Here is a 22,058-nt window from a genome sequence, read left to right as displayed (position 1 = left end):
ACAGAAGCAAGTGCCCGGCGAGTGGATGACGCGAAAAGGGATTGACTAACCAAGGCCCGTTACAGAAGCCCGGATGAAGCGAACGGTCTTGCGAATACGTGCCCGTCATTCCGGGGCGCCTCGAAGAGGCGAACCCGGAATCTCGAGGTTCCGGGTTCTATGCTTCGCATAGCCCCGGAACGACGCTGTACCTACGCCGCGCGGATGTTCGACAGGAAGCCGTCGATCTCCGAGCGCAGCACGTCGGCCTCGCGGCGCAGTGCGTCGGAGGCGCTCAGCACCTCGCCGGCGGCGGTGCCCGCCTCGGCCGACGCGGTGGACACGCCGACGATGTTGCTCGACACCTCGCTGGTGCCGCCCGCCGCATGCTGGATGTTGCGGGCGATCTCGCGGGTCGCCGCGCCCTGCTGCTCGACCGCGGCGGCGATCGCGGTGGTGACGTCGTTGATCTCGCCGATCGTGCTCGAGATGTTGCGGATCGCGGAGACGGCCGTCGTCGTCACCTCCTGCATGCTGACGATCTGCTGGCGGATTTCCTCGGTCGCCTTCGCGGTCTGGCTCGCGAGGTTCTTCACCTCGGAGGCGACCACGGCAAAGCCGCGGCCGGCCTCGCCGGCGCGCGCCGCCTCGATGGTGGCGTTGAGCGCGAGCAGATTGGTTTGCGAGGCGATGGTCTGGATCAGGTCGACCACGACGCTGATGCGTGCGGCATTGTCGGCAAGCCCCTGCATCGTGCTGTCGGTGGCGCTGGCTTCCTCCACCGCCTTGCGGGCGATCTCCGCCGAGGTCACGACTTGGCGGCCGATCTCCTGGATCGAGGACGACAGCTCCTCGGTGCCGGCCGACACCGTCTGCACGTTGACCGAGGTTTCCTCGGCGGCCGACGCGACGGCGTTGACCAGCGCGCTCGACTGGTCCGCGGTCGCCGACATGCTCTGCGCAGTCGACTGCATCGAGTTCGCCGCGGTCTGCAGGCTGCCGAGCGCGCTGCGGACGTTGGATTCGAACGTGACGATCTGCGCTTCCATGCGCGAGGCGCGCTCCGCCTTGGCGCTGCGGTCCTTGTTCTGGTTTTCCGTGAGCTCGCGGCTCTCGACCATGCTCTCGCGGAACACCTGCAGCGCGTCGGCCATGACGGCGATCTCGTCGCGCTGGCGGCTCTGCGGGATCTCGGTGTCGAGGTCGCCGTCGGACAGCAGCTGCATCGAGCGCTGCAGGCCGCGGATGCGGCGCAGGATGTTGCGTCCGACATAGAGCCAGACGAACAGGAACGAGCCGACCAGCGTCAGGGCGCCGAGGCCGATCATCACCATGGTCGCGAGCGAGATCTGCTGCCGTGCCTGGAAGGTCGAGCTGTCGGTCTCCTTCTGCACCGCGTCGACCAGCTGCTGGACGCTGATGCCGAGCCCGACATTGAGCTTGCGCGTCTCTTCCAGGATGGTCTGGCCGTAGTCGATCGCGTCGAGCTCTTTCTGGCGGATCTTGAACACGCCGGTCTTGCCTTCGCCGAGCACGAGCAGCCTCGAGGCGGTGTCGCGCACCGCAACGATCGCGGGATTGTTCGGCAGGTCCTCGAGGTTGGACTTGACGCGTTCACGCGCGGCCTTGAACTCGGCCTCGATCGCATCGAGCGTTTCGCTGGAATTGGCCGACAGCGCCGCGGTCATGTCGGCGGCCATCAGATTGCCGGCGGCGAGCACGTTGCTGATCTGGCCGACGGTGCGGGCAGCTTCAGTGGCGTCGTCCGCGGAGACTGCGGCCGCGGCGAGGATGGCGTTGAGCCGGGTCTGCGCGTCGAGCATCGCGGGACTTGCGGCGGAGACGAACGCCGCCTGCGCCTTGCGCAGTGCGTTGTACTGCTTGTCGCGCAGCGCGCCGACCTCGAGCCGCTCGCGCGCCGCCGAGATCAGGCTCTTGGTGGCCTCGTCGGTGTTCTTGACGTTCTCCTGCAATGCGCTGACCACGGATTTGTCGGCGCCGAGCTCGATGATCTCGCCGAGCTTGGCGCTGGTGAGCCGCGCGACGTCCTGCACCTTCTTGGTGCGATCGTTCAGCGCGTCCTCGCTCTGCACGGCGAGCAGGCCGGGGCCTTGCGCCGCGAGCGAAGCGCTTTGCGCGGCAAGTTGCAGGCTCGCGGCAAGCCGCGGAATGTCGCGGCCGGAGAGATCGGTCATGGTGCCGCCGAGCTGATGCAGCACGATGCCGGCGCCTGCGCTGATCACCAGCGCCATGCCTGCGATCACAGCGAACGCCGCGAACAGGCTGCCCCTGACGCCCATCTGCGGCAGATGGATACGCTTGAGATTTGGTTTGCCGAGCTTGAACCGAAACGCCATTGCCCCTGTGCCCCCTGGCCCACTACGCTTGGCCACTATCCTTGGCCACTACTCTTGGATGTTTCCCCGGCGCGGGAGTATCGGTGCGGCCGGTTAACAAAATCGGGAAAATTGCGACGATCTGCGGGATTTTTCAGGGCTGCCGCGCAGTGGCGACGTCTCGGTTCGCTGTGCGGAATCGATGCACGCGATCGGATGCAAAAAGGCCGGCGTGAGCCGGCCTTTTCCACTGTTGGTTGTGGGCGTGCTCTCAGTAGCGGCCGTAAGCAGGGCCGCCGAGGTTGCCGAGATTGAAGCGGTAGTTGAGGCCCGCCTTCACCGTGTGCTCGTCATTGTGGAAGCTGCCGACCGGCACCAGCGCGCCCGGCGCGGTGAAGCGGCTGTCGCCGAAGTCATAGTACTGGTACTCGACCTTGGCCGACCAGTTCGGCGCGAACATGTATTCGGCGCCGCCGCCGATGGTCCAGCCGTTGCTGTGGTTGTCGCTGAGCGTGAATCCGACCGGCGCGCCGCCGAGCGTCACCGTTTCGTTGTTGTCGGAATAGGCATAACCGCCCTTCACATAGATCAGGCCCGGACCCCAGGTGTAGCCGACGCGGCCGGTGATCGAGCCGATGCCGCGCTGGTTGTTGTTGTAGACGTAGCCGCCCGGGAAGATCGCGTTGAGCTGATGGCCGCCGACCCAGGAATACTGGCCTTCGAGGCCGATCACCCACATCGGCGACAGCTGCCAGTCGTAACCGGCCTGCACGCCGCCCATGAAGCGGGCGTCGGAGTCGGACAGCGCGAGGCCGTTGAAATTGTTGTTCTGGGAGAAAACGCCGCCGAGATGGCCGCCGAGATAGAAGCCGGTCCAGTTGTAGAGCGGAGCGGCGTAAACAGGCGCGGGCGCCTTCTGATAATAGCCACGGTTGAAATCGGCGGCGTTGGCGGTCGCGCCAAAGGCAGCGACGGCCGCCGCGACGGCGGCGGTTGCGAGCAGGAACTTCTTCATGGGGGCAGTCTCCGGACAAGTCATGAGGCGCAGCGTGAATGGCGCCATCCACGGCGACGGGTTAGACCGCATTTGAATAAAATGCAGTCACCGGAACGCTGCGCGGAGCGTTAAGTCGCAGCCTTTGCGGCGAAACGTTTTGTTGTGCCTAACGAACGCTTAAGGTGGAATGAAGCAAGGCTTAACGCGGTGTGCGCGGCGCGCATTTCCTGTTAACCAAGCCGTCGGTTAGAGCATAATCCGGAAAAGTGCGAAGCGGTTTTCCCTCTCGACAAACGCGGAACGCGTTTGCGCGGAGATCATGCTCAAACAAGGAGCTAAAGCGCGATGATGATTCAACCTAATGTGATCGCGCTTTAGGCCAGTCGCTTGCGCACATCGTCGCGCATCTGCTCGCGGAACGCCTGGCGGCGCGCGGCGCGATCCCTGACCGGGACGTCATGGCGATCGAACACGTCGAACTTCTCCAGGATCGGATAGTGCTCGCTCGCCATCGCCAGCACGCGCAGCACGGCGGCAACCTTCGGGGTCGGGCCGGTGACTTCCCATCTGCGCAGCTTCTCGGCACCGCCGGCGGCCGATAGCCCGCACAGCTTCGCCATATCCGCCGCCGTCAGCTTGCGGCCCAGCGCCTCGCTGAGATGTTCGCGCAGTTTCTTCAGTTCTGGGCCGGTCACGCTTGGTCCGCTCCGCGATGGCAAAATGTGAAGTGAGTCACATGAGGTGCTTGAGGCGCGGGTTATACGCCACGCAGGCGAGTTCTAAAGGAAACCATCATGCACGGCATCATCGAAAGCCTCAGCCCCGAACACGATCAGATCGATTGGAAATGGGTCGGCAGTGTGTTCGCCTTCTACGTCGTGCTGACGATCGGCGGGATGGGCGCGCTGCTGGCGCATTGATTCCAGCGCACGCGGGCGCACCGCGTGCCTGCGACTGCCATCGTTTTGCGAAGATCCTGGTGCTGCCAGACAGGATTGAACTAGCGCTTCTTGCTTTGATTTGATTGCGTTTTTTTCGGTCCAAGGATCTGAGCTCCGCTGTCTCGGCTTTTGCTTGGTCTGATTCGCGCATAAGTTGTTCCAACTTTTTTGGGCGTTGGGGGGCACATGCGGATTTTCGTAGTCGGTTTCTTATGTTTGTTTCTCGGAGCGTGCGCATACGGAGGAGGATCGTCTCAAGTTGCGCCCGGATCGCAGGTCGGCGGTGTGGGAAATATCCAGTACGATCATAAGCTACTAAATGCGAACACACACATGGTTACGGTTCATGTCGCGCCAGGAGTATTGGAGACGGAAAGCTCAATGAGTCAGCGGATGATTGTGTTCGCCAACGAATTCGCGGGGCAAACTTGTCCGAGGGGCTTCAATTTCATTGCTGACCCAAACCCTGACGTTCGAGTGAATCAACTCACTCAGCGTACCAAGGTCTACACTTTCCGCTGCACGTAGCCCCGAACGCGAAAGCGGGCTGCTTCTGTCAAAAAGCCTCTAAGCCTCGCAATGTAAGTCGGTGCGACCGGATTGAGTCATCTAAGACCAATATGGGCAACGAAAAGGGCAAAGAGCATACGGTGCTCAATCTGGGAGACAGCCGCATGCATAGCTTCCCACTCATGATGGAGCGGCTATACCCGGTCCAATTCAAGGGGGTATTCGACGCACTGGAGAATGAAGACTCCATTCCGGGCGAAGAAATTGGTCGACGGATCGAAGCTAGAGATCGTGAGGCCAATAATATCTCAAATCGCGAGGCCAAGAGGGCCTCTCGAGTCAGAGGATTGCCCCTCTCTCCCGAAGACGACGAATGGCTTGCGAGCACAAACGTGGGAAAGCACTTTGAGCTCTTCAGAAAGGCACTTTTAGCTGTCGCACGTCACGTAGAGAAATCGGTAAATGACGCCGAAAAGACCGGAAGAACCTTGGTGCTACTTAGGTGAAAATAGAGAAATAGCCCAGACCGACCGCTTTCGGTACCTTGTGCTTCAGCGCCGATTGTGGCCATTGCCCTCCAACGCTTGGATCTGCGCAAAATTGTTACTGTATGGTCAATGGGGGATCGGAGGCTAGCTAAGTCATTGAAAAGATGGTGCTGCCAGACAGGATTGAACTGTCGACCTCTCCATTACCAATGGAGTGCTCTACCACTGAGCTACGGCAGCATGCCCGGGAAAAATGAATCGGCCCCGAGGGCCCGTCCAAGCGGGCGGTTCTTGCCACAGGCCTCCCTTTGGCGCAAGCGAAACCGCGCCCCTGTCGCCCTTGAAATCGGCAGAAATCGACCGCCTCGCCGTTGATTCCGGCCAATCTGGCCGATTTCGGCCGGATTGGGTTCCCGATCGCGCCGAAACTATCCCGATCCGCGCTTGCCGCCGAATCATATCGCCGCAACTGACCGACCGGGCAGGGTGCGCGGGCACCCGCCATTGGCTATGCTCGCCTCGCGCGCAGCGCGGCGGCGGTTCGAGAGTTTTGCAATGACAGGCGACCAGGACAGAGGCGGCGGGCAGGCCGGAGCCCGCGTGAAGGATTCACGACAGGATCGTCTCAAGCTCGCGCTGCGCGAAAACCTGAAGCGGCGGAAATCGCAGGCGCGCGGTCGTGACGATGCGGCCTCTTCCGAAGCCGCCCATGGTTCGCTAGATGGCGGCTCACCAGATGACGCCGGCGGAAACGAGCCGCGCCGTTAACCCGGTTCGTGCGCATTGTTATAAGGAAGCGGGTTGCCGAGATGGCTGTAGATGAGACGACGATCGATCGGCTGAGCGCAACCGCCTACGCCTTCCCGCGCCATGAGCAGACCTTTCCGACCCTGACCGCGCACGAGATCGAGCGGATGCGCCGCTTCGGCGAGCCGCGCTCATACCAGGACGGCGAGGCGCTGTTCGAGACCGGCAAGCCCGGGCCCGGCATGTTCGTGGTGCTGTCGGGCAATGTCTCGATCACCCAGCGCGACGGCCTCGGCCATGTCGCGCCGATCATCGACCAGGGACCGGGCCAGTTCCTCGCCGAGATCGGCCAGCTCTCCGGCCGCCCGGCGCTGGTCGACGGCCATGCCGATGGGGTGGTCGAGACGCTGCTGCTGCCGCCCGACCGGCTGCGCGCGCTCTTGGTTGCGGAGGCCGATCTCGGCGAACGCATCATGCGCGCGCTGATCCTGCGCCGCGTCAGCCTGATCCAGGGCGGCGCCGGCGGGCCGGTGCTGATCGGCCCCGCCTCGGTCGGCAACATGGCGTCGCTGCAGAATTTTTTGGCGCGCAACGGCCAGCCGCACCACCTCCTCGATCCCGAGACCGACAAGGATGCCGCCGACCTCGTCGCGCGCTATTCGCCGACGCGCGCCGAGCTGCCGCTGGTGGTCTGTCCCAACGGCACGGTGCTGCGCAATCCGTCCGAGACCGCGCTTGCGATGGCGCTCGGCATGATCGGCAACAGCGCGCATGAAAAACTCTACGATGTCGCCGTGGTCGGCAGCGGCCCGGCCGGGCTTGCCACCGCGGTCTATGCGGCGTCGGAAGGCCTGTCGGTTGCGGTGTTCGATTCCCGCGCCTTCGGCGGCCAGGCCGGCGCCAGCATGCGCATCGAAAACTATCTGGGCTTTCCGACCGGCATCTCCGGCCAGGCGCTGGCCGGGCGCGCCTTCAACCAGGCCCAGAAATTCGGCGCCGAGATGCTGATCCCGGTCTCGATCAAATCGCTCGACTGCACGAAAGCGTCCGGCGCATTCGTGCTCGACACCGCCTGCGGGCATACGCTGCGCGCGAAATCCGTGGTGGTCGCCAGCGGGGCGCGCTATCGCCGGCCCGAGATCGACAATCTCGATGCCTTTGAAGGCCGCGGCGTCTGGTACTGGGCCTCGCCGATCGAGGCGCGGCTCTGCGCCAACCAGGACGTCGTGCTGGTCGGCGGCGGCAACTCCGCGGGGCAGGCGGCGGTGTTCCTGTCGGCGCATGCCCGCAAGGTCAACATGATGATCCGCGGCGGCGGGCTCGGAGCCAGCATGTCGCGCTATTTGATCGAGCGCATCGAGGCGACGCCGAATATCGAATTGATGTTCAACACCGAGGTGATCGGGCTCGACGGCGCGGAGACGCTGCAGCGGGTGCGCTGGCGCAGCCGGCTCGCGCCCGACGAGTTCACCATGGATATCCGCAATCTCTTTTTGTTTGTCGGCGCCGATCCGGCGACCGGCTGGCTCGAGGGCTGCGGGGTGCAGGTCGACCGCGGCGGCTTCGTGATGACCGGCGTGCAGACCGGCGAAGGCGCGCGCGCCGTGCCGCTGCTCGAGACCACGGTGCCCGGCGTGTTCGCGGTCGGCGACGTCCGCTCCGGATCGGTCAAGCGCGTCGGCGGCGCGATCGGCGAGGGCGCTCAGGTGGTGGCCGCGCTGCACGGCTATCTCGCTGACGCGGGTGATCACACACTGTAGCAACGTCGATGCGACGCACGCAAACGTTTTCCCGTCATCCTGAGGAGCCGCGAAGCGGCGTCTCGAAGAATGAATCGGCCACAGTGTGGCCGTGCATCCTTCGAGGCTCGCAAGAGCTCGCACCTCAGGATGACGGATCAGATAGCTGCGACAGGTAAGGGCCGAAAAATGACGAAAGGCTGCACCCATATCGCCGGCATCCAGGATGTCACGCCGAGTGCGCTTGGCTGCGAGGAATGCTTGAAGAGCGGCAGCCGCTGGCTGCATTTGCGCATCTGCCGCACTTGCGGCCATGTCGGCTGCTGCGACGACTCGCCGAACCGGCATGCGACGGCGCATTTCCACGCCACCGGCCATCCCGTGATCGAGGGCTACGATCCGCCGGAAGGCTGGGGCTGGTGCTATGTCGACGAGGTGCTGTTCGACCTGTCGAAGCGCAAGACGCCGCATAACGGACCGATCCCGCGCTATTATTGATGAGGCTTCTCGCACGGCGCACGTGCCGCATCGTGTGACATATGTGCGAAAATTTTCAGCAATCGCCCGCGCCGGCAATTTTTGATGGGATGTCGGCCGTCCTGCCATCGAAGCATGTAGCAATTTTCCGTCACGCATCGTAACCTCGCACGCGGGTCTCAACGGGGAGTGCGCCACATGACGACATTGGTGCTCGTGCACGTCATTATCAGCCTGATTGCAATCGTCGCCGGCGTGCTCGTGATGTTCGGGCTGCTCGGCTCGCGCGCGATGCCGGGGCTGACCGCGATCTTCCTCGCGCTCACGATCCTGACCAGCGCCACCGGCTTCGTGATCCCGCCTTTGGTGACCGAGAAGCTGCTGCCGTCGCACATCATCGGCGGGCTTTCGCTGGTGCTGCTCGCGATCGCCTGCATTGCGCTCTATGCGATGCAGCTCAAGGGCGCCTGGCGTCCGATCTATATCGTGACCGCGATGGTCTCGCTCTATCTCAACGTCTTCGTGCTGGTCATCCAGAGCTTCCTCAAGGTGCCGGCGTTGCAGGCGCTGGCGCCAGCCGTGCCGCCGAACCCGCCATCCGGGCCGGTCTTTGCCGTGGTGCAGGGCATCGTGCTGGTGTTCTTCGTCCTGGTGACCATCGGTGCCTGGCGCCGGTTCAGGGCGGTCACGTTCGCCTGATCCGGGGCGGATGACCTCATTTCGTGGCGACACGCAGCATAGAAGACGAGATGCGGTGGCGTGTCCGCGATGCGCCGTCGCCCAAGGTTCGTTCACGCCTGGCGTGTCCGGAATGACGATCAGCTGAAGGAGTGCTTCCAATGCCCACCATCACCACCAAAGACGGCGTCGAGATTTTCTACAAGGATTGGGGCTCGGGCCAGCCGATCGTGTTCAGCCATGGCTGGCCGCTGTCGTCGGACGACTGGGACGCGCAGATGCTGTTCTTCGTGGGGCACGGCTTTCGCGTCGTCGCCCATGACCGCCGCGGCCACGGCCGCTCCGCCCAGGTCGCCGACGGTCATGACATGGATCACTATGCCGACGACCTCGCTTCCGTCACCGCGCATCTCGATCTGAAGAACGCCGTCCATGTCGGCCATTCCACCGGCGGCGGCGAGGTGGTGCACTACATCGCCCGCCACGGCGAGAGCCGGGTGGCGAAGGCGGCGATCCTGAGCGCGGTGCCGCCGTTGATGGTGCAGACGGCGAATAATCCCGGCGGCTTGCCGAAGTCGGTATTCGACGGCTTGCAGGCTCAACTCGCCGCCAATCGCTCGCAATTCTACCGCGACCTGCCGGCCGGGCCGTTCTACGGCTACAACCGGCCCGGCGCAAAACCGTCGGAAGCCGTGATCCAGAACTGGTGGCGGCAGGGCATGATGGGCGGCGCCAAGGCGCATTACGACGGCATCGTCGCGTTCTCGCAGACCGACTTCACCGAGGATCTGAAGAAGATCAACGTGCCGGTGCTGGTGATGCATGGCGACGACGACCAGATCGTGCCCTACGCCGACTCCGCCCCGCTCTCGGCCAAGCTTCTGAAGAACGGCACGCTGAAGACCTATAAGGGTTTTCCGCACGGCATGCCGACGACGGAGGCCGAGACGATCAACGCCGACCTGCTGGCGTTCATCAAGGGCTGAAGGTGAGAGAGGCTGTGCTCTGCGCCGCGCGTCTCAACATTGCGCAGCCTCAATCCACCTCGCCCGGTGGCTCACTCCTCTCCCCACAAGGGGCAGGGCAATCGCATACGGAATGAACCGATTCTTCCGCGCCGTCATGGCCGGGCTAAACACTTGTCCCGGCCATCCACGTCTTCTCTTCGCGTGGAAACGAAGACGTGGATGCCCGGGACAAGCTCGGGCATGACGAGTTTGTGGGAACTCCGATCGCCTCAAACGGCCATATGCGATTGCCCTACCACAAGGGGGAGGAGTCCGAAGCATGTGCTCGCCTTACGGAGACTATGTTTCGGAAGCGCCGTGATCGGCTGGCTCACTCGAAAATCGCGCGGATCGCGGCGAACAGGCGCTTGGCGACCAGGTCCGGCTTCTCGCGGGCGCCATCGTCGGCCCAGAGCTCGCTGCCGACGCGCATCGCGCCGGTCGTGATCATCGCGACCAGCCGGGCTTTCATCCGGTCATTCTTGTGGTTGGCGCGCTTGAGCAACGCGTTGGCGAGTTCGCGCTCAAGCCCTTCATATTTGGCCTGATCGCGCGCCTGCAGCGCTGGATTGTCGCGCTTCAGCCGCGCCAGCGCGACCGCCTCGCGCGGATCGATCTGCTTGACCATGTCGGCGATGGCGTTCTCGGCGGCCTGCAGCATGGATTCAGTGGCCGGGCGCGCCGCAACGGCTGCGATCAGTGCCGCGGTGCCGTCCTCCTGCCAGGCCAGCACCACGTCTTCCTTCGAGGCGAAATAGTGAAAGAAGGTGCGGCGCGAGACGTCGGCGGCGGCGACGATGTCGTCGAGCGTGGTCGCCTCGAAGCCGCGCTCGAGAAACAGCATCATCGCGGCCTTGGTCAGCCGCTCCCGGGTCTCCTGCCGCTTGCGCGCGCGCAGGCCCGCCGCCGGCGACGCCGGATTCGCTTTGGATTGCACCGACTTGACCGGTTTCTTGGCCGATTTCCTGGCCGGTTTGCGCGCGGGCGCCGGACGTTGCAATTTTTCACCCCTTGCAAAAATGCACTTAGTGCACATTTCGTCGGATGCGGCTGGACCCGCAGGAACCCGACGAGAAACCCGAATCGTGTTGCAAGGAGATATAAGCATGACCGGCTGGAGCACTGCAGACATTCCGCGGCAGGGCGGCAGGACCGCCGTGATCACGGGCGCTACCGGCGGACTCGGCTACGAGACCGCGCTGGAACTGGCGCGCGCCGGCGCCAATGTCGTGCTCACCGGCCGCAACGGCGCCAAGGGGCAGGACGCGCTGGCGCGGATCCGCGCGCAGCTTCCCGATGCCGCGGTGACCTATGAAACGCTCGACCTCGCGAACCTCGCATCGGTCGCCGATTTCGCCGGGCGCTTCGCCGCCACGCATACCGCGCTCGATCTTCTGATCAACAATGCCGCGGTGATGTCGCTGCCGAAGCGGCAGGTCACCGTTGACGAGTTCGAGATGCAGTTCGGCACCAACTATCTCGGCCACTATGCGTTGACCGCGCTGCTGTTGCCGCAGCTCCGCCGCGGCCACAACACCCGCGTCGTCAATCTTTCCAGCCTTGCGCATCGCTCCGGCGTCATCAATTTCGACGATCTGCAGGCCCGCCGTTCCTACGCGCCGTGGCGCGCCTACTGCCAGTCGAAGCTTGCGATGCTGATGTTCGCGCTCGAACTGCAGCGTCGCAGTGCGATCAACGGCTGGGGACTGATGAGCAATGCCGCGCATCCCGGCTACGCGCGCACCGAGCTGATCCCGAACGGTCCCGGCACCGACAGCCTGTCGTGGCGGTTCGGTCGATATTTGCAGCCGATCATGAGCCACTCCGCGGCGGTGGGCGCATTGCCGACGCTGTTCGCGGCGACCTCAGCCGCGGCCCAGCCGGGCGGCTATTACGGGCCCAACGGGTTCTACGAGTTGAAGGGCCCACCTGCGCCGGCGCGCATCATGCCGCACGCCAGGGACACCGCGGTAGCGCAGCGGCTATGGGATATCTCGGCGGCGCTGACCGGTGTATCGTTTGATCAGGTCGCAACCGCCGCCTGAACGGATCGGGCGGCAGCAGGGCAATCGAGATGAAGGTCATCCTGTTCGGCGCGACCGGCATGGTCGGGCAGGGCGTGCTGCGCGAATGCCTGCTCGATCCCGGTGTCGAGCGCGTGCTCGCGGTTGGGCGCAGCCCGACCGGGCAGCGCGATGCCAAGCTTGTCGAGTTGATCCACGACAATTTCGTCGATTACAGCGCGATCGAACCGCAGCTTGCCGGCTACGACGCCTGCTTCTTCTGCCTCGGCGTCTCCTCGATCGGCATGGACGAGGCACGCTACCGCCATCTCACCTACGACATCACACTGGCCGCGGCGACGGTGCTGGCGCGGCTCAATCCCGGCATGGTGTTTACCTATGTCACGGGGCGCAGCACCGATTCCACCGAGCGCGGCCCGTTGATGTGGGCGCGGGTGAAGGGCAAGACCGAGAACGATTTGCTCAAGCTGCCGTTCAAGGCCGCCTACATGTTCCGGCCCGCCGGGATCCAGCCGCTGCATGGCGTCCGCTCCAAGACCGGCTGGGTGCAGGCGATCTATCTCGCGACCTCGCCGCTGCTTTCCTTTCTGGTGCGGGTCGCCCCGAACTACATGACGACGTCGGAACAGCTCGGCCGCGCCATGCTGAAGGTCGCCCGCGACGGCTACCCCAGGCCGGTGCTGGAGAGCGAGGACATCAATCGCCTCTGAAGCGCGGTGGGCCGGTTCCCTCGAGCGGCGATTTCGCCAGGTCTCTTGGTACCTCCCGGGCCGCGAGGCGTTATAACCACCGTCATGTCCCCACCCGCGCCGCTGAAACTGATTGCTCTCGATGCCGATGACCTCGCGGTCATCTCGGCTCATGTGCAGGACGCCCACGTCCAGCCCTCCGACATCGTCTGGCGCCAGGACGAGAAGCGGCTCGTGGTCGGCCTAAACCGGCTGGACTGGGAGCAGACCCTGTCGGGCGGCGCCTGCTCGCGGCGGCTGATCGCCGCGCTCAGGTTCGACCGGGTGCTGGCATGCAAGTCGCGCAATATCGACCTGGAAGTCCCGGAAGCCACCCTGGAACTGCTCGGGATCGAGTTCTATGCCTCCGACCCGCCGGGCGGCAGCGCGCTCCTGATGTTCGGCCATGGTGGGGCGCTGCGGCTGGATGTCGAGTGCCTGGAGTGCGAATTGACCGATCTGGGCATCGACGATCTCGGCGTGGCGCCGGGGTGATTGGGCACGTCATTCCGGGGCGGTCCCAACGGGTCCGCGCAAGGCGCGGCCCGATGACAGGCTCCGGACCGAACCCGGAATCTCGAGATTCCGGGTCTGGTCCTTGGGACCATCCCGGAATGACATCCCCCAAGGGTTGACGGCCATTATCCGTCGCGCCATTGAGCAGGGACCCGAATTCCTCCTAAGAAAGCCGTCATGCCCGTTCGCCTGGACCGACAGAGCGCCGATTTCGAGCAGCGATTCCGCGATTTCCTGGCGGCCAAGCGCGAGGTGTCGGCCGACGTCGAGCGCGCCACCCGCACGATCGTCGACGACGTGGCGGCCCGCGGCGACGCGGCGCTGCTCGAGGCGACCAAAAAGTTCGACCGGCTCGATATCGACGCGGCCGGCCTGCGCATTACCGCAGCCGAGATCGACGCCGCGGTTGCGGCCTGCGACCCCAAGACCGTCGACGCCCTGAGGTTCGCGCGCGACCGGGTCGAGACCTTCCACCGCCGCCAGTTGCCGAAGGACGAGCACTTCACCGATGCCGCCGGCGTCGAGCTCGGCTGGCGCTGGAGCGCGGTCGATGCGGTCGGGCTCTATGTGCCCGGCGGCACCGCGGCCTATCCGTCCTCGGTGCTGATGAACGCGGTGCCGGCCAAGGTCGCCGGCGTGCCGCGGGTGGTGATGGTGGTTCCGGCGCCGGACGGCAAGCTCAACCCGCTGGTGCTCGCCGCCGCCCATCTCGGCGGCGTCTCGGAAATCTACCGCGTCGGCGGCGCCCAGGCGGTGGCGGCACTGGCCTATGGCACCGCGACAATCGCGCCGGTCGCCAAAATCGTCGGCCCCGGCAACGCCTATGTCGCCGCGGCAAAACGGCTGGTGTTCGGCAAGGTCGGCATCGACATGATCGCCGGCCCCTCCGAGGTGCTGGTCATCGCCGACGACACCGGTAATGCCGACTGGATCGCGGCCGATCTCCTGGCCCAGGCCGAGCATGACGTCAGCGCGCAGTCGATCCTGATCACCGACAGTGCACGGCTCGCCGCCGACGTCGAGCGCGCGGTCGAGACGCAGCTAGCGACCTTGCCGCGCGGCGAGATCGCCCACACCTCGTGGAACGACTTCGGTGCCGTGATCAAGGTGGCAAAACTCGACGACGCGGTCGAGCTCGCCAATGCGATCGCGGCCGAGCATCTTGAGATCATGACCGCGGATGCCGAGGGCCTGTCGAACAAGGTCCGCAACGCCGGGGCGATCTTCCTCGGGGCCCATACCCCGGAGGCGATCGGCGACTATGTCGGCGGCTCCAACCATGTGCTGCCGACCGCGCGCTCGGCGCGGTTCTCCTCGGGCCTCGGGGTGCTTGACTTCATGAAGCGAACCTCGATCCTGCGGTGCGGGCCGGATCAGCTGCGTGCGCTCGGGCCCGCCGCGATGACGCTCGGCCAGGCCGAGGGTCTCGATGCCCATTCACGTTCCGTCGGATTGCGCCTCAACCTCTCATGAACAAGCCACCAGACGACGAGGATTCCAACAATCGCATCGTCGCGGTGACGCTCGACGAGGAATCGATCGGCCGTTCCGGGCCCGATATCGAGCATGAGCGGGCGATCGCGATCTACGATTTGATCGAGCAGAACCTATTCGCGCCCGAGGGCGCCGCCGGGCCGGGGCCTTACACCCTGCATATCGCGATCACCGGCAACCGGCTGATGTTCGATATCCGCAAGGAGGACGGCGCGCCGGTGGTCGCGCATCTGTTGTCGCTGACCCCGTTCCGCCGCGTCGTGAAGGACTACTTCATGATTTGCGACAGCTACTATCAGGCGATCCGGACCGCGACGCCGGACAAGATCGAGGCGATCGACATGGGCCGCCGCGGCATCCATGACGAGGGCTCGCGCACGCTGCAGGAGCGGCTCAAGGGCAAGGTGCGCGTCGATTTCGAGACCGCGCGGCGGCTGTTCACGCTGATCACTGTGCTGCACTGGAAGGGTGAAGGCGCATGATCGGTGAAGCGGTGATTGACGGGGGCGTACCCCGATCGAAAAAAGCCTGATCGCATGGAAGCGCCGCGCGCGCGCAATCCCCAGGCCGTGCTGTTCGCATGCGGCCTGAACAGCGTGCGGTCGCCGATGGCCGAAAGCCTGCTGCAGCAGATGTTTCCGCAAGGCCTCTATGTTCGCTCGGCCGGCGTCAAGAAGGGCGAACTCGACCCGTTCGCCGTCTCGGTGATGGCCGAACTCGGCCAGGACATTTCCAGCCACAAGCCGCAAACCTTCGAGGAGCTCGAGGACTGGGAGGGGCTGAACTTCGATCTCATCATCACGCTGTCGCCGGAGGCGCACCACAGGGCGCTGGATCTCACCCGCACGCTCGCCGCCGATGTCGAATACTGGCCGACGCAGGATCCGACCGGCACCAGCGGCAACCGCGAGCAGAAGCTCGCCGCCTACCGCGAGGTCTGCGACGGCCTGTTGCTGCGCATCCGCCGCCGCTTTGCCAAGGCCGGCGCGGCAAACCTGTGAGGCTCGGCCAGGCGAGGGGACCAGCGTGTTCCGATTCGCAGAACCGCCGCTTGTCGCCAGACTGACAAACAGCTGTGCTTATGGGGCCTGGTCTCAGGCGGGGGCGCGATTCGCGGCCGGTTCCAAGGTTGTGCATCCATGCCCCATCCGATAGGTTCCGCCCGCGTCCGTCCCCCCGATTCAGCCCAAAAGCCCGCATGATAGGCCGTCCCAAATTCGTTCTTGCTTCCGGTTCGCCGCGGCGGCTGGCCCTGCTCAACCAGGCCGGCATCGAGCCCGATGCGCTGCGCCCGGCCGATGTCGACGAGACTCCGCGGCGGGGCGAGTTGCCGCGCGCCTGCGCCAACCGCCTGGCGCGTGCCAAGGCCGACGCGGCGCTGAAATCGGTGCATCTCGACGACGACCTGCGCGGCTCCTTCATCATTGCCGCCGACACCGTGGTCGCGGTCGGCCGCCGCATCCTGCCCAAGGCCAATCTGGTCGACGAGGCCGCGCAGTGTCTGCGGCTGCTGTCGGGCCGCAATCACCGCGTCTACACCGCGATCTGCGTGGTGACGCCGCGCGAGGCATTCCGTCAGCGCCTGGTCGAAACGCGCGTGCGCTTCAAGCGGCTCAGCGAGGACGACATCCAGGCCTATATCGGCTCCGGCGAATGGCGCGGCAAAGCCGGCGGCTACGCGGTGCAGGGCATTGCCGGATCGTTCGTGGTCAAGATGGTCGGGTCCTACACCAACGTGGTCGGCCTGCCGCTCTACGAGACCGTGACCTTGCTCGGCGGCGAGGGCTTTCCGATCCGCCACGGCTGGCTCAACTCCGTCGCGGTGTGAGGTATCCACTGAGGTCGTATCGCATCGAAGATGCGATACGGATGGGGCTCTTTCCTCCTGAACGACCCGCGATGAGACCCCACCTCAACTGCTCCACATCGTCATGGCCGGGCTATGCAACGAGGCCGATAGCCGGACGCGATAGCCTGCCGCAGGGGCGCGCTGCCAAAATATCGAAAACAACCCCATGCAAAGGAGCCGACAGCTAGCGTGTTCGACACGGCAACTGTCCGTAGCGGGTGAAGATGTCGTGTTTTTGTAGCTCGTGATCTGTCGCCTTCGTTTCTGATTTGCAGGGGAGCCGGAAGGCGGGGACGGCTTTCCCTGATTGATCATGCCACGGCTGTTGTGGCGGTTTTAGCCCTGTGGGTGAGTTTCTTTGTTCGACTTGAAGCCCGTTTCTCCGTCCCGACCCGCGCTTTCTCGACGGCGGTGCGCGCAGGAGCGGTCAAGGACGCGCGCTTGCGCGCCCGCCAGGGCTTGTCCTTGACGGCTCCGAGCACGCCGCCAGGCTGGGGCGCGTCGGGGCTGATCTGCTGTCCGTTGGCGCTAAACATCGCCAACCGATGCGGTCCGAGGAACACGCTGACGGTGCCATCGGGATACTCATGGAGGCGCACCACAGCCTTGACGAAGTGAGGCCTGAGCCGGCTCTCCGGCAACTGCAGCCGCCGACCGTTCCATGCAACGGTATTGTCGTTGGCGACGGTTCGCTCCTCGATCACGCACAGCGCCTCGCGCCAGGCCTCATGCCGGTCGGCCACGAATGCCGTGCCTTCCTGTTCGGGCTTGATCGCAAACGCGGCGTTGTGCCCGGGGATGTAATGCGCCTTCAGCCACGCGTTGGCAGCCTCAACCGTCGTGATCCCGGCAAGCCGCAGCTCCTTCGGCAGCCGGTCCTGCAAGGTGCCGAACACCCGCTCGGAGCGCCCGCGCGCCTGCGGCGAATAGGCTGCGATATGCTCGATCCCAAGATGCGACAAAGCCCGTCCCACCTGGGTTTGTTGCGTCTTCGAGATCTTCTCGCCAGCTTTTGGGGTCAGGAAATAATGGCTGCCGCGGTCGGTGTAGAGCGCGCAGAACAGGCCATGCTCGCCAATCACTTCGCGCAAGGCCTGGAAGGTCGAGGCCGTTCCTTCTTCCTCGACCAGCACCATCGAGTAGATCTCGCTGGTCGCATCGTCCATCGTGACGATCAGGTCCCTCGCGGGCAGGCCTTCGATCCAAACGTGGCGCGATCCGTCCTGGTGCAGCAGCATGCCCCGAAGCGGCCGCCGCGGCCGCTTCTTGCGGTGCGCCGAACGCTTCGGAGCCTTCCGCACCAGCCCTGCCGCGTGCAGCGCCAGCTTCGTCACCGTATAGCCCAGCACATAGTCGTGCCGCTTTTGCATCTGCTCGTGGAAGTGCTTCACCGTGAAGTCCGCGTACTTGTCCCGGTACAGCGCAAGCATCCGTTCCAGCTCCTCCTCCGGCGCCCGCCGTGGCGAACGACGCCCCAGCCGGCGGTCGACAAGCCCGTCGTCGCCCTCCGCCTCATAGCGCTCCGCCCAGCGTTGAAACGTCCGAACACTGATCCCAAGAACCTCCGATGCTGCCTCCTGCGTCAGTTCCTTCGCCTCCGTCCGATCCAGCAAATCTGAAAACCGCATCCGTCGTACACCCTCGTGAATGGATGCCGTGCCCATCGTGCCCCCCTTGTTCCGGAGCACCGAAAACACGACACTTCACGAGCTACAAACAGGCGACAGATCACGAGCTCAGCGTTCGACACGACAACTTGACTCGTCGGGCAAATCGGCGGCATTCTTCCATTATCCAGAAATCGCGGAGACGCCCTTCGCTCCGAGGCTATCGCCCTGCGCTTGCGGGCGAGGCCGCCGTCTCGAGCCACTCGGCCAAGCACCTGCGCGGCCGGCGAAGACGCATATGCGATTGCCCTACCCGCAAGCAGGGAGGGAACGCAGCGGAACATGCGGCAGATGATGTAAACTCCGGCCCAGCCATGACCGACCAAGCCCGAACGCCCAAGGCCATACCCTCTGCCACCCCGCGTGCCTGCGCGATCTGCGGCAAGCCCGTCGAGCAGGCCTTCCGCCCGTTCTGCTCGGCGCGCTGCCGCGACGTCGATCTCAACCGCTGGCTGACCGGCCGCTATGTCGTCCCAGGCCGCGAGGACGACGCGGAGGACCCGGAATAGCCAAGATTTCCCAACAAGTTGGGGAAAGAGTGCCGGTCGGGCTCGCCGCGCCGAAGCCTTTGGCGAAGGCGGGTGGACACGGCGCTCCGACCTCTCTATAAACCGCCCGCTCGCTCTGGCCTTTCGGCCCCGCGGGTATGCCCAGGTAGCTCAGTTGGTAGAGCATGCGACTGAAAATCGCAGTGTCGGTGGTTCGATCCCGCCCCTGGGCACCATCTAACCACCTGAAATTTCATCTAAACTGGAAGAGAGGATCGCTCGTTCGGTTCGTTGCGGGCGGCGTTGCAACCGCTTTGCAACCTGAGCCGCTCTTTTTGACAGTCGCAGCGGTGGAACTCCGTTGCTTCCCGTGAATTCGCCGGCGCGTGACGAGGCCATCGCATTCCGGTACGCGGCGTAACCTGTAGGGAAAGGCCCGATCGCCGGCCCGGTAGGCGCGAACCCGCTCCGGCGCGGCCACCAGAACCAGCCAGCGCCGCGCCAGCCGAACGTTTCGAGCGACCGGTCAGCAAAGAATACCTCGATAGAGGCGCCGGTCACCGGGTGGATGTCGAAGAACGCCTTATGGGCGGGAGAGGCCATGACGGTGCCTCATGCTGCAACACCTGCCGGTGCTGCCAGCGCCAAGCCACGCAAATAGTCAGCGGCCTTTGACGCTTGGCCGCACGCGGTAAAGAACGCCCGCTTGTCGGCCTTCAGGAGATCGATCCAGGTCGCAATGTAAGCCGCGTGCCGGAGATCGCCGTCAAAGCCGAACTCTGCACACAGGAAGGCTGCGCCGAGTTCTGCAATCAATTCTTCCGCCGCGTAACTGCGCGAGCCGAAGCGGTTCTTCAAATCGCGATCAAGGCGGCCCTTGCGCGCTGTCCAGTGCACAATCTCGTGGAAGGCCGTGCCGTAGAAGTGATCGGCGCCCATGAACGCCTCGAACGCCGGCATCGAGATGAAATCGCGGCTTGGCAGGTAATACGCCTCCCCGTGCCCCTCACGGATGTCGGCGCCGGTTGCGTGCAGGAATTCATCGGCAAGCTCGTCACGGCGATCGGGATTGCGAACGCGCAGCGACTTGCCGGTGGTGACGGCGTCGGGGAGGTCATCACACTGCTCGACGTTGAAGACGGTGTACTCCCGCATCATGGGGACCAACCGCGCCGAAGTGTCGTCTTCCCCGTCTTCCCGGATTTGCAGCTGCTTCACGAAATACACTTTCGTGCCACGTTCGCCTTTGCGCACGTGGCCGCCTAGCTCAAGCGCTTGCTTGAAGGTGAGAAAGCGCGGCGTGCGATAGCCCACCGCCTGCGCCATCCACAGCAAAACGATGTTGCAGCCACTGTACGGCCGATTGGTCACGACGTTACATGGCGAATTCGCGCCAGGGGTTGCCGACCATGGCTTGATCCAAGGTGCCGCGCCGGCTTCAAGCTCGGCGAGGATGCGCACCGAGACTTCCGCATAGTAGTCGCGTTTCATGAGTGCTCGCTGGCTTGGGGGTGATGCGACCAAGGAAGATCGCGTTGCCATAGCCGCGTCGGGCCCTTAGGCCGCAGGCTTCAAATTTTCACCCACCGGGGGGCATGGACAGGCCGGGGGTCTCGCGCGCGCGAACACGTACGCCGAAAATATCTAGGGTCAAAAATCCGAAAGGTTGCTACTTTCTTAACGCGACTCGATTTGACGCCAGGACCGATCATCAGACGGAATTATGAATACCAATTAAATCAATCATTCGGGCGCGTGGGGAAAAAATGAAGGGCGAACCGAAGGCAATCAAGACGAAGTTCGGTCAGCTGCTGCGATCACCAAAGATCCGATTTCCAAGCGCCGGTGACCGACTCAGTGCCCCCAATCTTCATGGCGTGTACATTGTCTACTCGCCGAAAGGACGGGTGGCTCACGTTGGTCGAACTGTAAGGGGCAAGAACGGCATACGTCAGCGGCTCAACAACCACCTTCATGGGGCCTCCTCGTTCGTCACCAAAGCACTGAAAGGTAAAGGGGCCAAACTCCGGAAGGGTTACAAGTTCAGATATCTCGCGATTGAGGAAGGTCGTCTGAGAGCACTCCTAGAGGCCTATTGCATCGGTCAGCTCTGTCCGGATCACTTGGGCGAAGGCGGAGTCTGAAAGCGCGTAAAATGGTCATGGCAGGTGACACCGAACCTATCGTTCACATGGCGTTGGCAGGAGCGCACGCTGCAATAGCAACATGACGGCCCGCGAGCAAATTGGGCGGCCTTTGCGTTCGATGGTCTTGCAAATCGCGTCCCCTGGGTGCTGCCATCAACGCGCGGTGGCCTTGAGTGCGTCCGTCCCTTCGGGTCCAAGAAATACCTGCGCGCCCCAGGCACGCCGCTCGAGTCGGTCGCGTGGCAATTCGTAAAAAACGCGTGGGTGGTAGCGGTTTCCCTTGAAGTCCCTGCCAGGTCCCGGACTTTCGAGATCGAACAGCCAAATCTTACGACCTGCAGCTGAGGCAGTAAGACCGTGACGGTGAGCCAGTCGATCGACCCGAACGCGTCTTCCAGCGGCATCCTCCAGCGTCACGTCCGTTCCGCCTGCGCCCGCATTCACGGCCAGAACCGTCCCCCAACTATCATATGGGATCCGCGCCGATTTGTCCGGGTAAGTCAGCCACCAGGAGGGTACCTGTGTGAGATAAGCACGGCATAGATGCCGTATACGGCATCCTAGACAGTCAGCGCCTGGTTTAACCAAGCTTTCCATTGGATAATGCCCCGCCTCCGGAACGGGCGCCAATAGCGCTTCGATCCTCTCCCGCGCACGCGCGCGAGTCGCCTGATCGAATCCAACAGGAATTTCTCTGCCCACATCGACGATGAGCGTGACCTCTGCACCTGGCATGGCCTCCAAAAACATCAGGCCGTAGGCCTGCAGTTGCAGCGCGATGCTCTCCTTCACCTCACCATCATCGTCCAGCACTGCACCTGATTTGTAATCCCGGATCTCGTAGCTCTCTGCTGCAACGCGGCGAATACGGTCAGCGCGCCCTTTGAGCCGCAACGCTTGGCTCGTGAGCGATACTTCCACGCCCAACAACCGCCTCGGTGCCATTCGATTGAGTGCTTCTCCTCGGCTGCGACCCGAATGAGTTCGCCCCAAGGTCTCACAGCGACGAAGAACCCAAGCCCGGAAGCCACTCCATTCGGCCGGGCCGAACACTTCGGCGAGATCGGCAAAGACCGCCCGCGCGGAATCGGCCCTGAGCTCGTCGCGTAGGGCTTCATAGTTGGCAACAAACACTGTTGCCGGGTTGTCCGAGCCCTCGCCCTTGAACCACTGCTCGATGACTCGGTGAGCAAGAGTGCCCCTGGCAGCCACCGGACCGCCTGGCAAGAGCGAAAGAGCCTCCCTG

22 protein-coding genes and 2 tRNA genes are annotated in these 22,058 nt (G+C 64.1%); 15 read left to right on the top strand and 9 right to left on the bottom strand.

The annotated features are described in order from the left end of the window. Nucleotides 1-191: 191 nt before the first annotated feature. The 3 genes from ACVMB1_RS30255 to ACVMB1_RS30245 form a co-directional block, all read right to left on the bottom strand. Complete coding sequence (locus ACVMB1_RS30255; protein ID WP_456849640.1) at nucleotides 192-2,336, bottom strand: methyl-accepting chemotaxis protein; 2,145 nt, start codon at nucleotides 2,334-2,336, stop codon at nucleotides 192-194. Between the two features lie 250 nt (nucleotides 2,337-2,586). Next, complete coding sequence (locus tag ACVMB1_RS30250; protein ID WP_076830931.1) at nucleotides 2,587-3,330, bottom strand: outer membrane protein; 744 nt, start codon at nucleotides 3,328-3,330, stop codon at nucleotides 2,587-2,589. Nucleotides 3,331-3,686: 356 nt separating this feature from the next. Further along, nucleotides 3,687-4,007, bottom strand: a complete 321-nt coding sequence (locus tag ACVMB1_RS30245) for a hypothetical protein (protein ID WP_141342966.1) — start codon at nucleotides 4,005-4,007, stop codon at nucleotides 3,687-3,689. A 99-nt stretch (nucleotides 4,008-4,106) separates the two neighbouring features. Here ACVMB1_RS30245 and ACVMB1_RS30240 point away from each other — a divergent pair, with 99 nt between their 5' ends. Beyond that, nucleotides 4,107-4,232: a hypothetical protein gene (locus ACVMB1_RS30240; RefSeq protein WP_256521266.1), complete on the top strand. Its 126-nt coding sequence runs from the start codon at nucleotides 4,107-4,109 to the stop codon at nucleotides 4,230-4,232. A 641-nt stretch (nucleotides 4,233-4,873) separates the two neighbouring features. Beyond that, on the top strand, nucleotides 4,874-5,269 hold the full coding sequence (locus tag ACVMB1_RS30235) for a hypothetical protein (protein ID WP_456849638.1): 396 nt from the start codon (nucleotides 4,874-4,876) through the stop codon (nucleotides 5,267-5,269). A gap of 147 nt (nucleotides 5,270-5,416) precedes the next feature. On the opposite strand, the gene ACVMB1_RS30230 is transcribed toward ACVMB1_RS30235, so the two are convergent. Continuing rightward, a tRNA-Thr gene (locus ACVMB1_RS30230) sits at nucleotides 5,417-5,491 on the bottom strand. A gap of 569 nt (nucleotides 5,492-6,060) precedes the next feature. Here ACVMB1_RS30230 and ACVMB1_RS30225 point away from each other — a divergent pair. The 4 genes from ACVMB1_RS30225 (at nucleotide 6,061) to ACVMB1_RS30210 (ending at nucleotide 9,878) form a co-directional block, all read left to right on the top strand. Then, nucleotides 6,061-7,758: an FAD-dependent oxidoreductase gene (locus tag ACVMB1_RS30225; protein ID WP_141342968.1), complete on the top strand. Its 1,698-nt coding sequence runs from the start codon at nucleotides 6,061-6,063 to the stop codon at nucleotides 7,756-7,758. Between the two features lie 168 nt (nucleotides 7,759-7,926). Continuing rightward, on the top strand, nucleotides 7,927-8,235 hold the full coding sequence (locus ACVMB1_RS30220) for a UBP-type zinc finger domain-containing protein (RefSeq protein WP_057018148.1): 309 nt from the start codon (nucleotides 7,927-7,929) through the stop codon (nucleotides 8,233-8,235). A 177-nt stretch (nucleotides 8,236-8,412) separates the two neighbouring features. Continuing rightward, entirely contained in the window at nucleotides 8,413-8,913 is a 501-nt protein-coding gene (locus ACVMB1_RS30215; protein WP_057018160.1) for a hypothetical protein, read from the top strand. Between the two features lie 140 nt (nucleotides 8,914-9,053). Next, on the top strand, nucleotides 9,054-9,878 hold the full coding sequence (locus ACVMB1_RS30210; RefSeq protein WP_050382324.1) for an alpha/beta fold hydrolase: 825 nt from the start codon (nucleotides 9,054-9,056) through the stop codon (nucleotides 9,876-9,878). A 352-nt stretch (nucleotides 9,879-10,230) separates the two neighbouring features. Here the strand turns inward: ACVMB1_RS30210 and ACVMB1_RS30205 are convergent, their stop codons facing one another. Further along, entirely contained in the window at nucleotides 10,231-10,836 is a 606-nt protein-coding gene (locus ACVMB1_RS30205) for a TetR family transcriptional regulator (protein WP_229193278.1), read from the bottom strand. Between the two features lie 169 nt (nucleotides 10,837-11,005). Between ACVMB1_RS30205 and ACVMB1_RS30200 the strand changes: the two genes are divergently transcribed. From ACVMB1_RS30200 to ACVMB1_RS30170, 7 genes are all read left to right on the top strand, one after another. After that, on the top strand, nucleotides 11,006-11,944 hold the full coding sequence (locus ACVMB1_RS30200; protein ID WP_141342971.1) for an SDR family oxidoreductase: 939 nt from the start codon (nucleotides 11,006-11,008) through the stop codon (nucleotides 11,942-11,944). 29 nt (nucleotides 11,945-11,973) lie between these two features. Beyond that, on the top strand, nucleotides 11,974-12,633 hold the full coding sequence (locus ACVMB1_RS30195; RefSeq protein WP_057018151.1) for a Rossmann-fold NAD(P)-binding domain-containing protein: 660 nt from the start codon (nucleotides 11,974-11,976) through the stop codon (nucleotides 12,631-12,633). A gap of 84 nt (nucleotides 12,634-12,717) precedes the next feature. Further along, nucleotides 12,718-13,146, top strand: coding sequence for a DUF2948 family protein (locus ACVMB1_RS30190; protein ID WP_057018152.1), 429 nt, complete (start codon nucleotides 12,718-12,720; stop codon nucleotides 13,144-13,146). 198 nt (nucleotides 13,147-13,344) lie between these two features. Continuing rightward, nucleotides 13,345-14,640, top strand: coding sequence for a histidinol dehydrogenase (hisD, locus tag ACVMB1_RS30185; RefSeq protein ID WP_141342972.1), 1,296 nt, complete (start codon nucleotides 13,345-13,347; stop codon nucleotides 14,638-14,640). After that, a complete protein-coding gene (locus ACVMB1_RS30180) occupies nucleotides 14,637-15,143 on the top strand; it encodes a UPF0262 family protein (protein ID WP_016841326.1) in 507 nt (168 codons plus the stop codon). The genes hisD and ACVMB1_RS30180 overlap by 4 nt, the downstream gene beginning before the upstream one ends. 54 nt (nucleotides 15,144-15,197) lie before the next feature. Next, nucleotides 15,198-15,662 carry an arsenate-mycothiol transferase ArsC gene (locus ACVMB1_RS30175; protein ID WP_141342973.1) on the top strand — a complete coding sequence of 155 codons (465 nt, stop codon included), beginning with the start codon at nucleotides 15,198-15,200 and terminating at the stop codon, nucleotides 15,660-15,662. Between the two features lie 197 nt (nucleotides 15,663-15,859). Beyond that, nucleotides 15,860-16,489 (top strand): Maf-like protein, encoded by a 630-nt coding sequence (locus ACVMB1_RS30170; protein WP_141342974.1) that lies wholly within the window; start codon nucleotides 15,860-15,862, stop codon nucleotides 16,487-16,489. Between the two features lie 332 nt (nucleotides 16,490-16,821). Here the strand turns inward: ACVMB1_RS30170 and ACVMB1_RS30165 are convergent, their stop codons facing one another. Further along, the gene (locus ACVMB1_RS30165) at nucleotides 16,822-18,138 is read right to left on the bottom strand and encodes an ISNCY family transposase (protein WP_253625312.1); all 1,317 of its coding nucleotides are present in this window, start codon (nucleotides 18,136-18,138) and stop codon (nucleotides 16,822-16,824) included. 353 nt (nucleotides 18,139-18,491) lie between these two features. Here ACVMB1_RS30165 and yacG point away from each other — a divergent pair, with 353 nt between their 5' ends. Beyond that, nucleotides 18,492-18,686, top strand: coding sequence for a DNA gyrase inhibitor YacG (yacG, locus tag ACVMB1_RS30160; protein ID WP_141342786.1), 195 nt, complete (start codon nucleotides 18,492-18,494; stop codon nucleotides 18,684-18,686). A 139-nt stretch (nucleotides 18,687-18,825) separates the two neighbouring features. Further along, nucleotides 18,826-18,901 (top strand) — tRNA-Phe (locus tag ACVMB1_RS30155). 1 nt (nucleotide 18,902) lies between these two features. On the opposite strand, the gene ACVMB1_RS30150 is transcribed toward ACVMB1_RS30155, so the two are convergent. From ACVMB1_RS30150 to ACVMB1_RS30140, 3 genes are all read right to left on the bottom strand, one after another. Continuing rightward, the gene (locus tag ACVMB1_RS30150) at nucleotides 18,903-19,268 is read right to left on the bottom strand and encodes a hypothetical protein (protein WP_456849636.1); all 366 of its coding nucleotides are present in this window, start codon (nucleotides 19,266-19,268) and stop codon (nucleotides 18,903-18,905) included. A 9-nt stretch (nucleotides 19,269-19,277) separates the two neighbouring features. Then, the gene (locus ACVMB1_RS30145) at nucleotides 19,278-20,156 is read right to left on the bottom strand and encodes an ArdC family protein (protein ID WP_456849634.1); all 879 of its coding nucleotides are present in this window, start codon (nucleotides 20,154-20,156) and stop codon (nucleotides 19,278-19,280) included. Between the two features lie 809 nt (nucleotides 20,157-20,965). Then, nucleotides 20,966-22,024 (bottom strand): RecB family exonuclease, encoded by a 1,059-nt coding sequence (locus ACVMB1_RS30140; protein ID WP_456849632.1) that lies wholly within the window; start codon nucleotides 22,022-22,024, stop codon nucleotides 20,966-20,968. Nucleotides 22,025-22,058: the final 34 nt, after the last annotated feature.

Source organism: Bradyrhizobium sp. USDA 4504 (genome assembly GCF_054063995.1).
The sequence above is the reverse complement of the archived record's forward strand: the minus strand, read 5'-3'. Positions and strand labels throughout refer to the sequence as shown.

Coding starts and splice junctions, on each gene's coding strand:
- yacG (WP_141342786.1), top strand. CDS start 18,492: ATGACCGACCAAGCCCGAACGCCCAAGGCCATACCCTCTGCCACCCCG.
- ACVMB1_RS30200 (WP_141342971.1), top strand. CDS start 11,006: ATGACCGGCTGGAGCACTGCAGACATTCCGCGGCAGGGCGGCAGGACC.
- ACVMB1_RS30190 (WP_057018152.1), top strand. CDS start 12,718: ATGTCCCCACCCGCGCCGCTGAAACTGATTGCTCTCGATGCCGATGAC.
- ACVMB1_RS30235 (WP_456849638.1), top strand. CDS start 4,874: ATGGGCAACGAAAAGGGCAAAGAGCATACGGTGCTCAATCTGGGAGAC.
- hisD (WP_141342972.1), top strand. CDS start 13,345: ATGCCCGTTCGCCTGGACCGACAGAGCGCCGATTTCGAGCAGCGATTC.
- ACVMB1_RS30210 (WP_050382324.1), top strand. CDS start 9,054: ATGCCCACCATCACCACCAAAGACGGCGTCGAGATTTTCTACAAGGAT.
- ACVMB1_RS30240 (WP_256521266.1), top strand. CDS start 4,107: ATGCACGGCATCATCGAAAGCCTCAGCCCCGAACACGATCAGATCGAT.
- ACVMB1_RS30215 (WP_057018160.1), top strand. CDS start 8,413: ATGACGACATTGGTGCTCGTGCACGTCATTATCAGCCTGATTGCAATC.
- ACVMB1_RS30175 (WP_141342973.1), top strand. CDS start 15,198: ATGGAAGCGCCGCGCGCGCGCAATCCCCAGGCCGTGCTGTTCGCATGC.
- ACVMB1_RS30180 (WP_016841326.1), top strand. CDS start 14,637: ATGAACAAGCCACCAGACGACGAGGATTCCAACAATCGCATCGTCGCG.
- ACVMB1_RS30170 (WP_141342974.1), top strand. CDS start 15,860: ATGATAGGCCGTCCCAAATTCGTTCTTGCTTCCGGTTCGCCGCGGCGG.
- ACVMB1_RS30225 (WP_141342968.1), top strand. CDS start 6,061: ATGGCTGTAGATGAGACGACGATCGATCGGCTGAGCGCAACCGCCTAC.
- ACVMB1_RS30250 (WP_076830931.1), bottom strand. CDS start 3,330: ATGAAGAAGTTCCTGCTCGCAACCGCCGCCGTCGCGGCGGCCGTCGCT.
- ACVMB1_RS30195 (WP_057018151.1), top strand. CDS start 11,974: ATGAAGGTCATCCTGTTCGGCGCGACCGGCATGGTCGGGCAGGGCGTG.
- ACVMB1_RS30145 (WP_456849634.1), bottom strand. CDS start 20,156: ATGAAACGCGACTACTATGCGGAAGTCTCGGTGCGCATCCTCGCCGAG.
- ACVMB1_RS30150 (WP_456849636.1), bottom strand. CDS start 19,268: ATGGCCTCTCCCGCCCATAAGGCGTTCTTCGACATCCACCCGGTGACC.
- ACVMB1_RS30255 (WP_456849640.1), bottom strand. CDS start 2,336: ATGGCGTTTCGGTTCAAGCTCGGCAAACCAAATCTCAAGCGTATCCAT.
- ACVMB1_RS30220 (WP_057018148.1), top strand. CDS start 7,927: ATGACGAAAGGCTGCACCCATATCGCCGGCATCCAGGATGTCACGCCG.
- ACVMB1_RS30165 (WP_253625312.1), bottom strand. CDS start 18,138: ATGCGGTTTTCAGATTTGCTGGATCGGACGGAGGCGAAGGAACTGACG.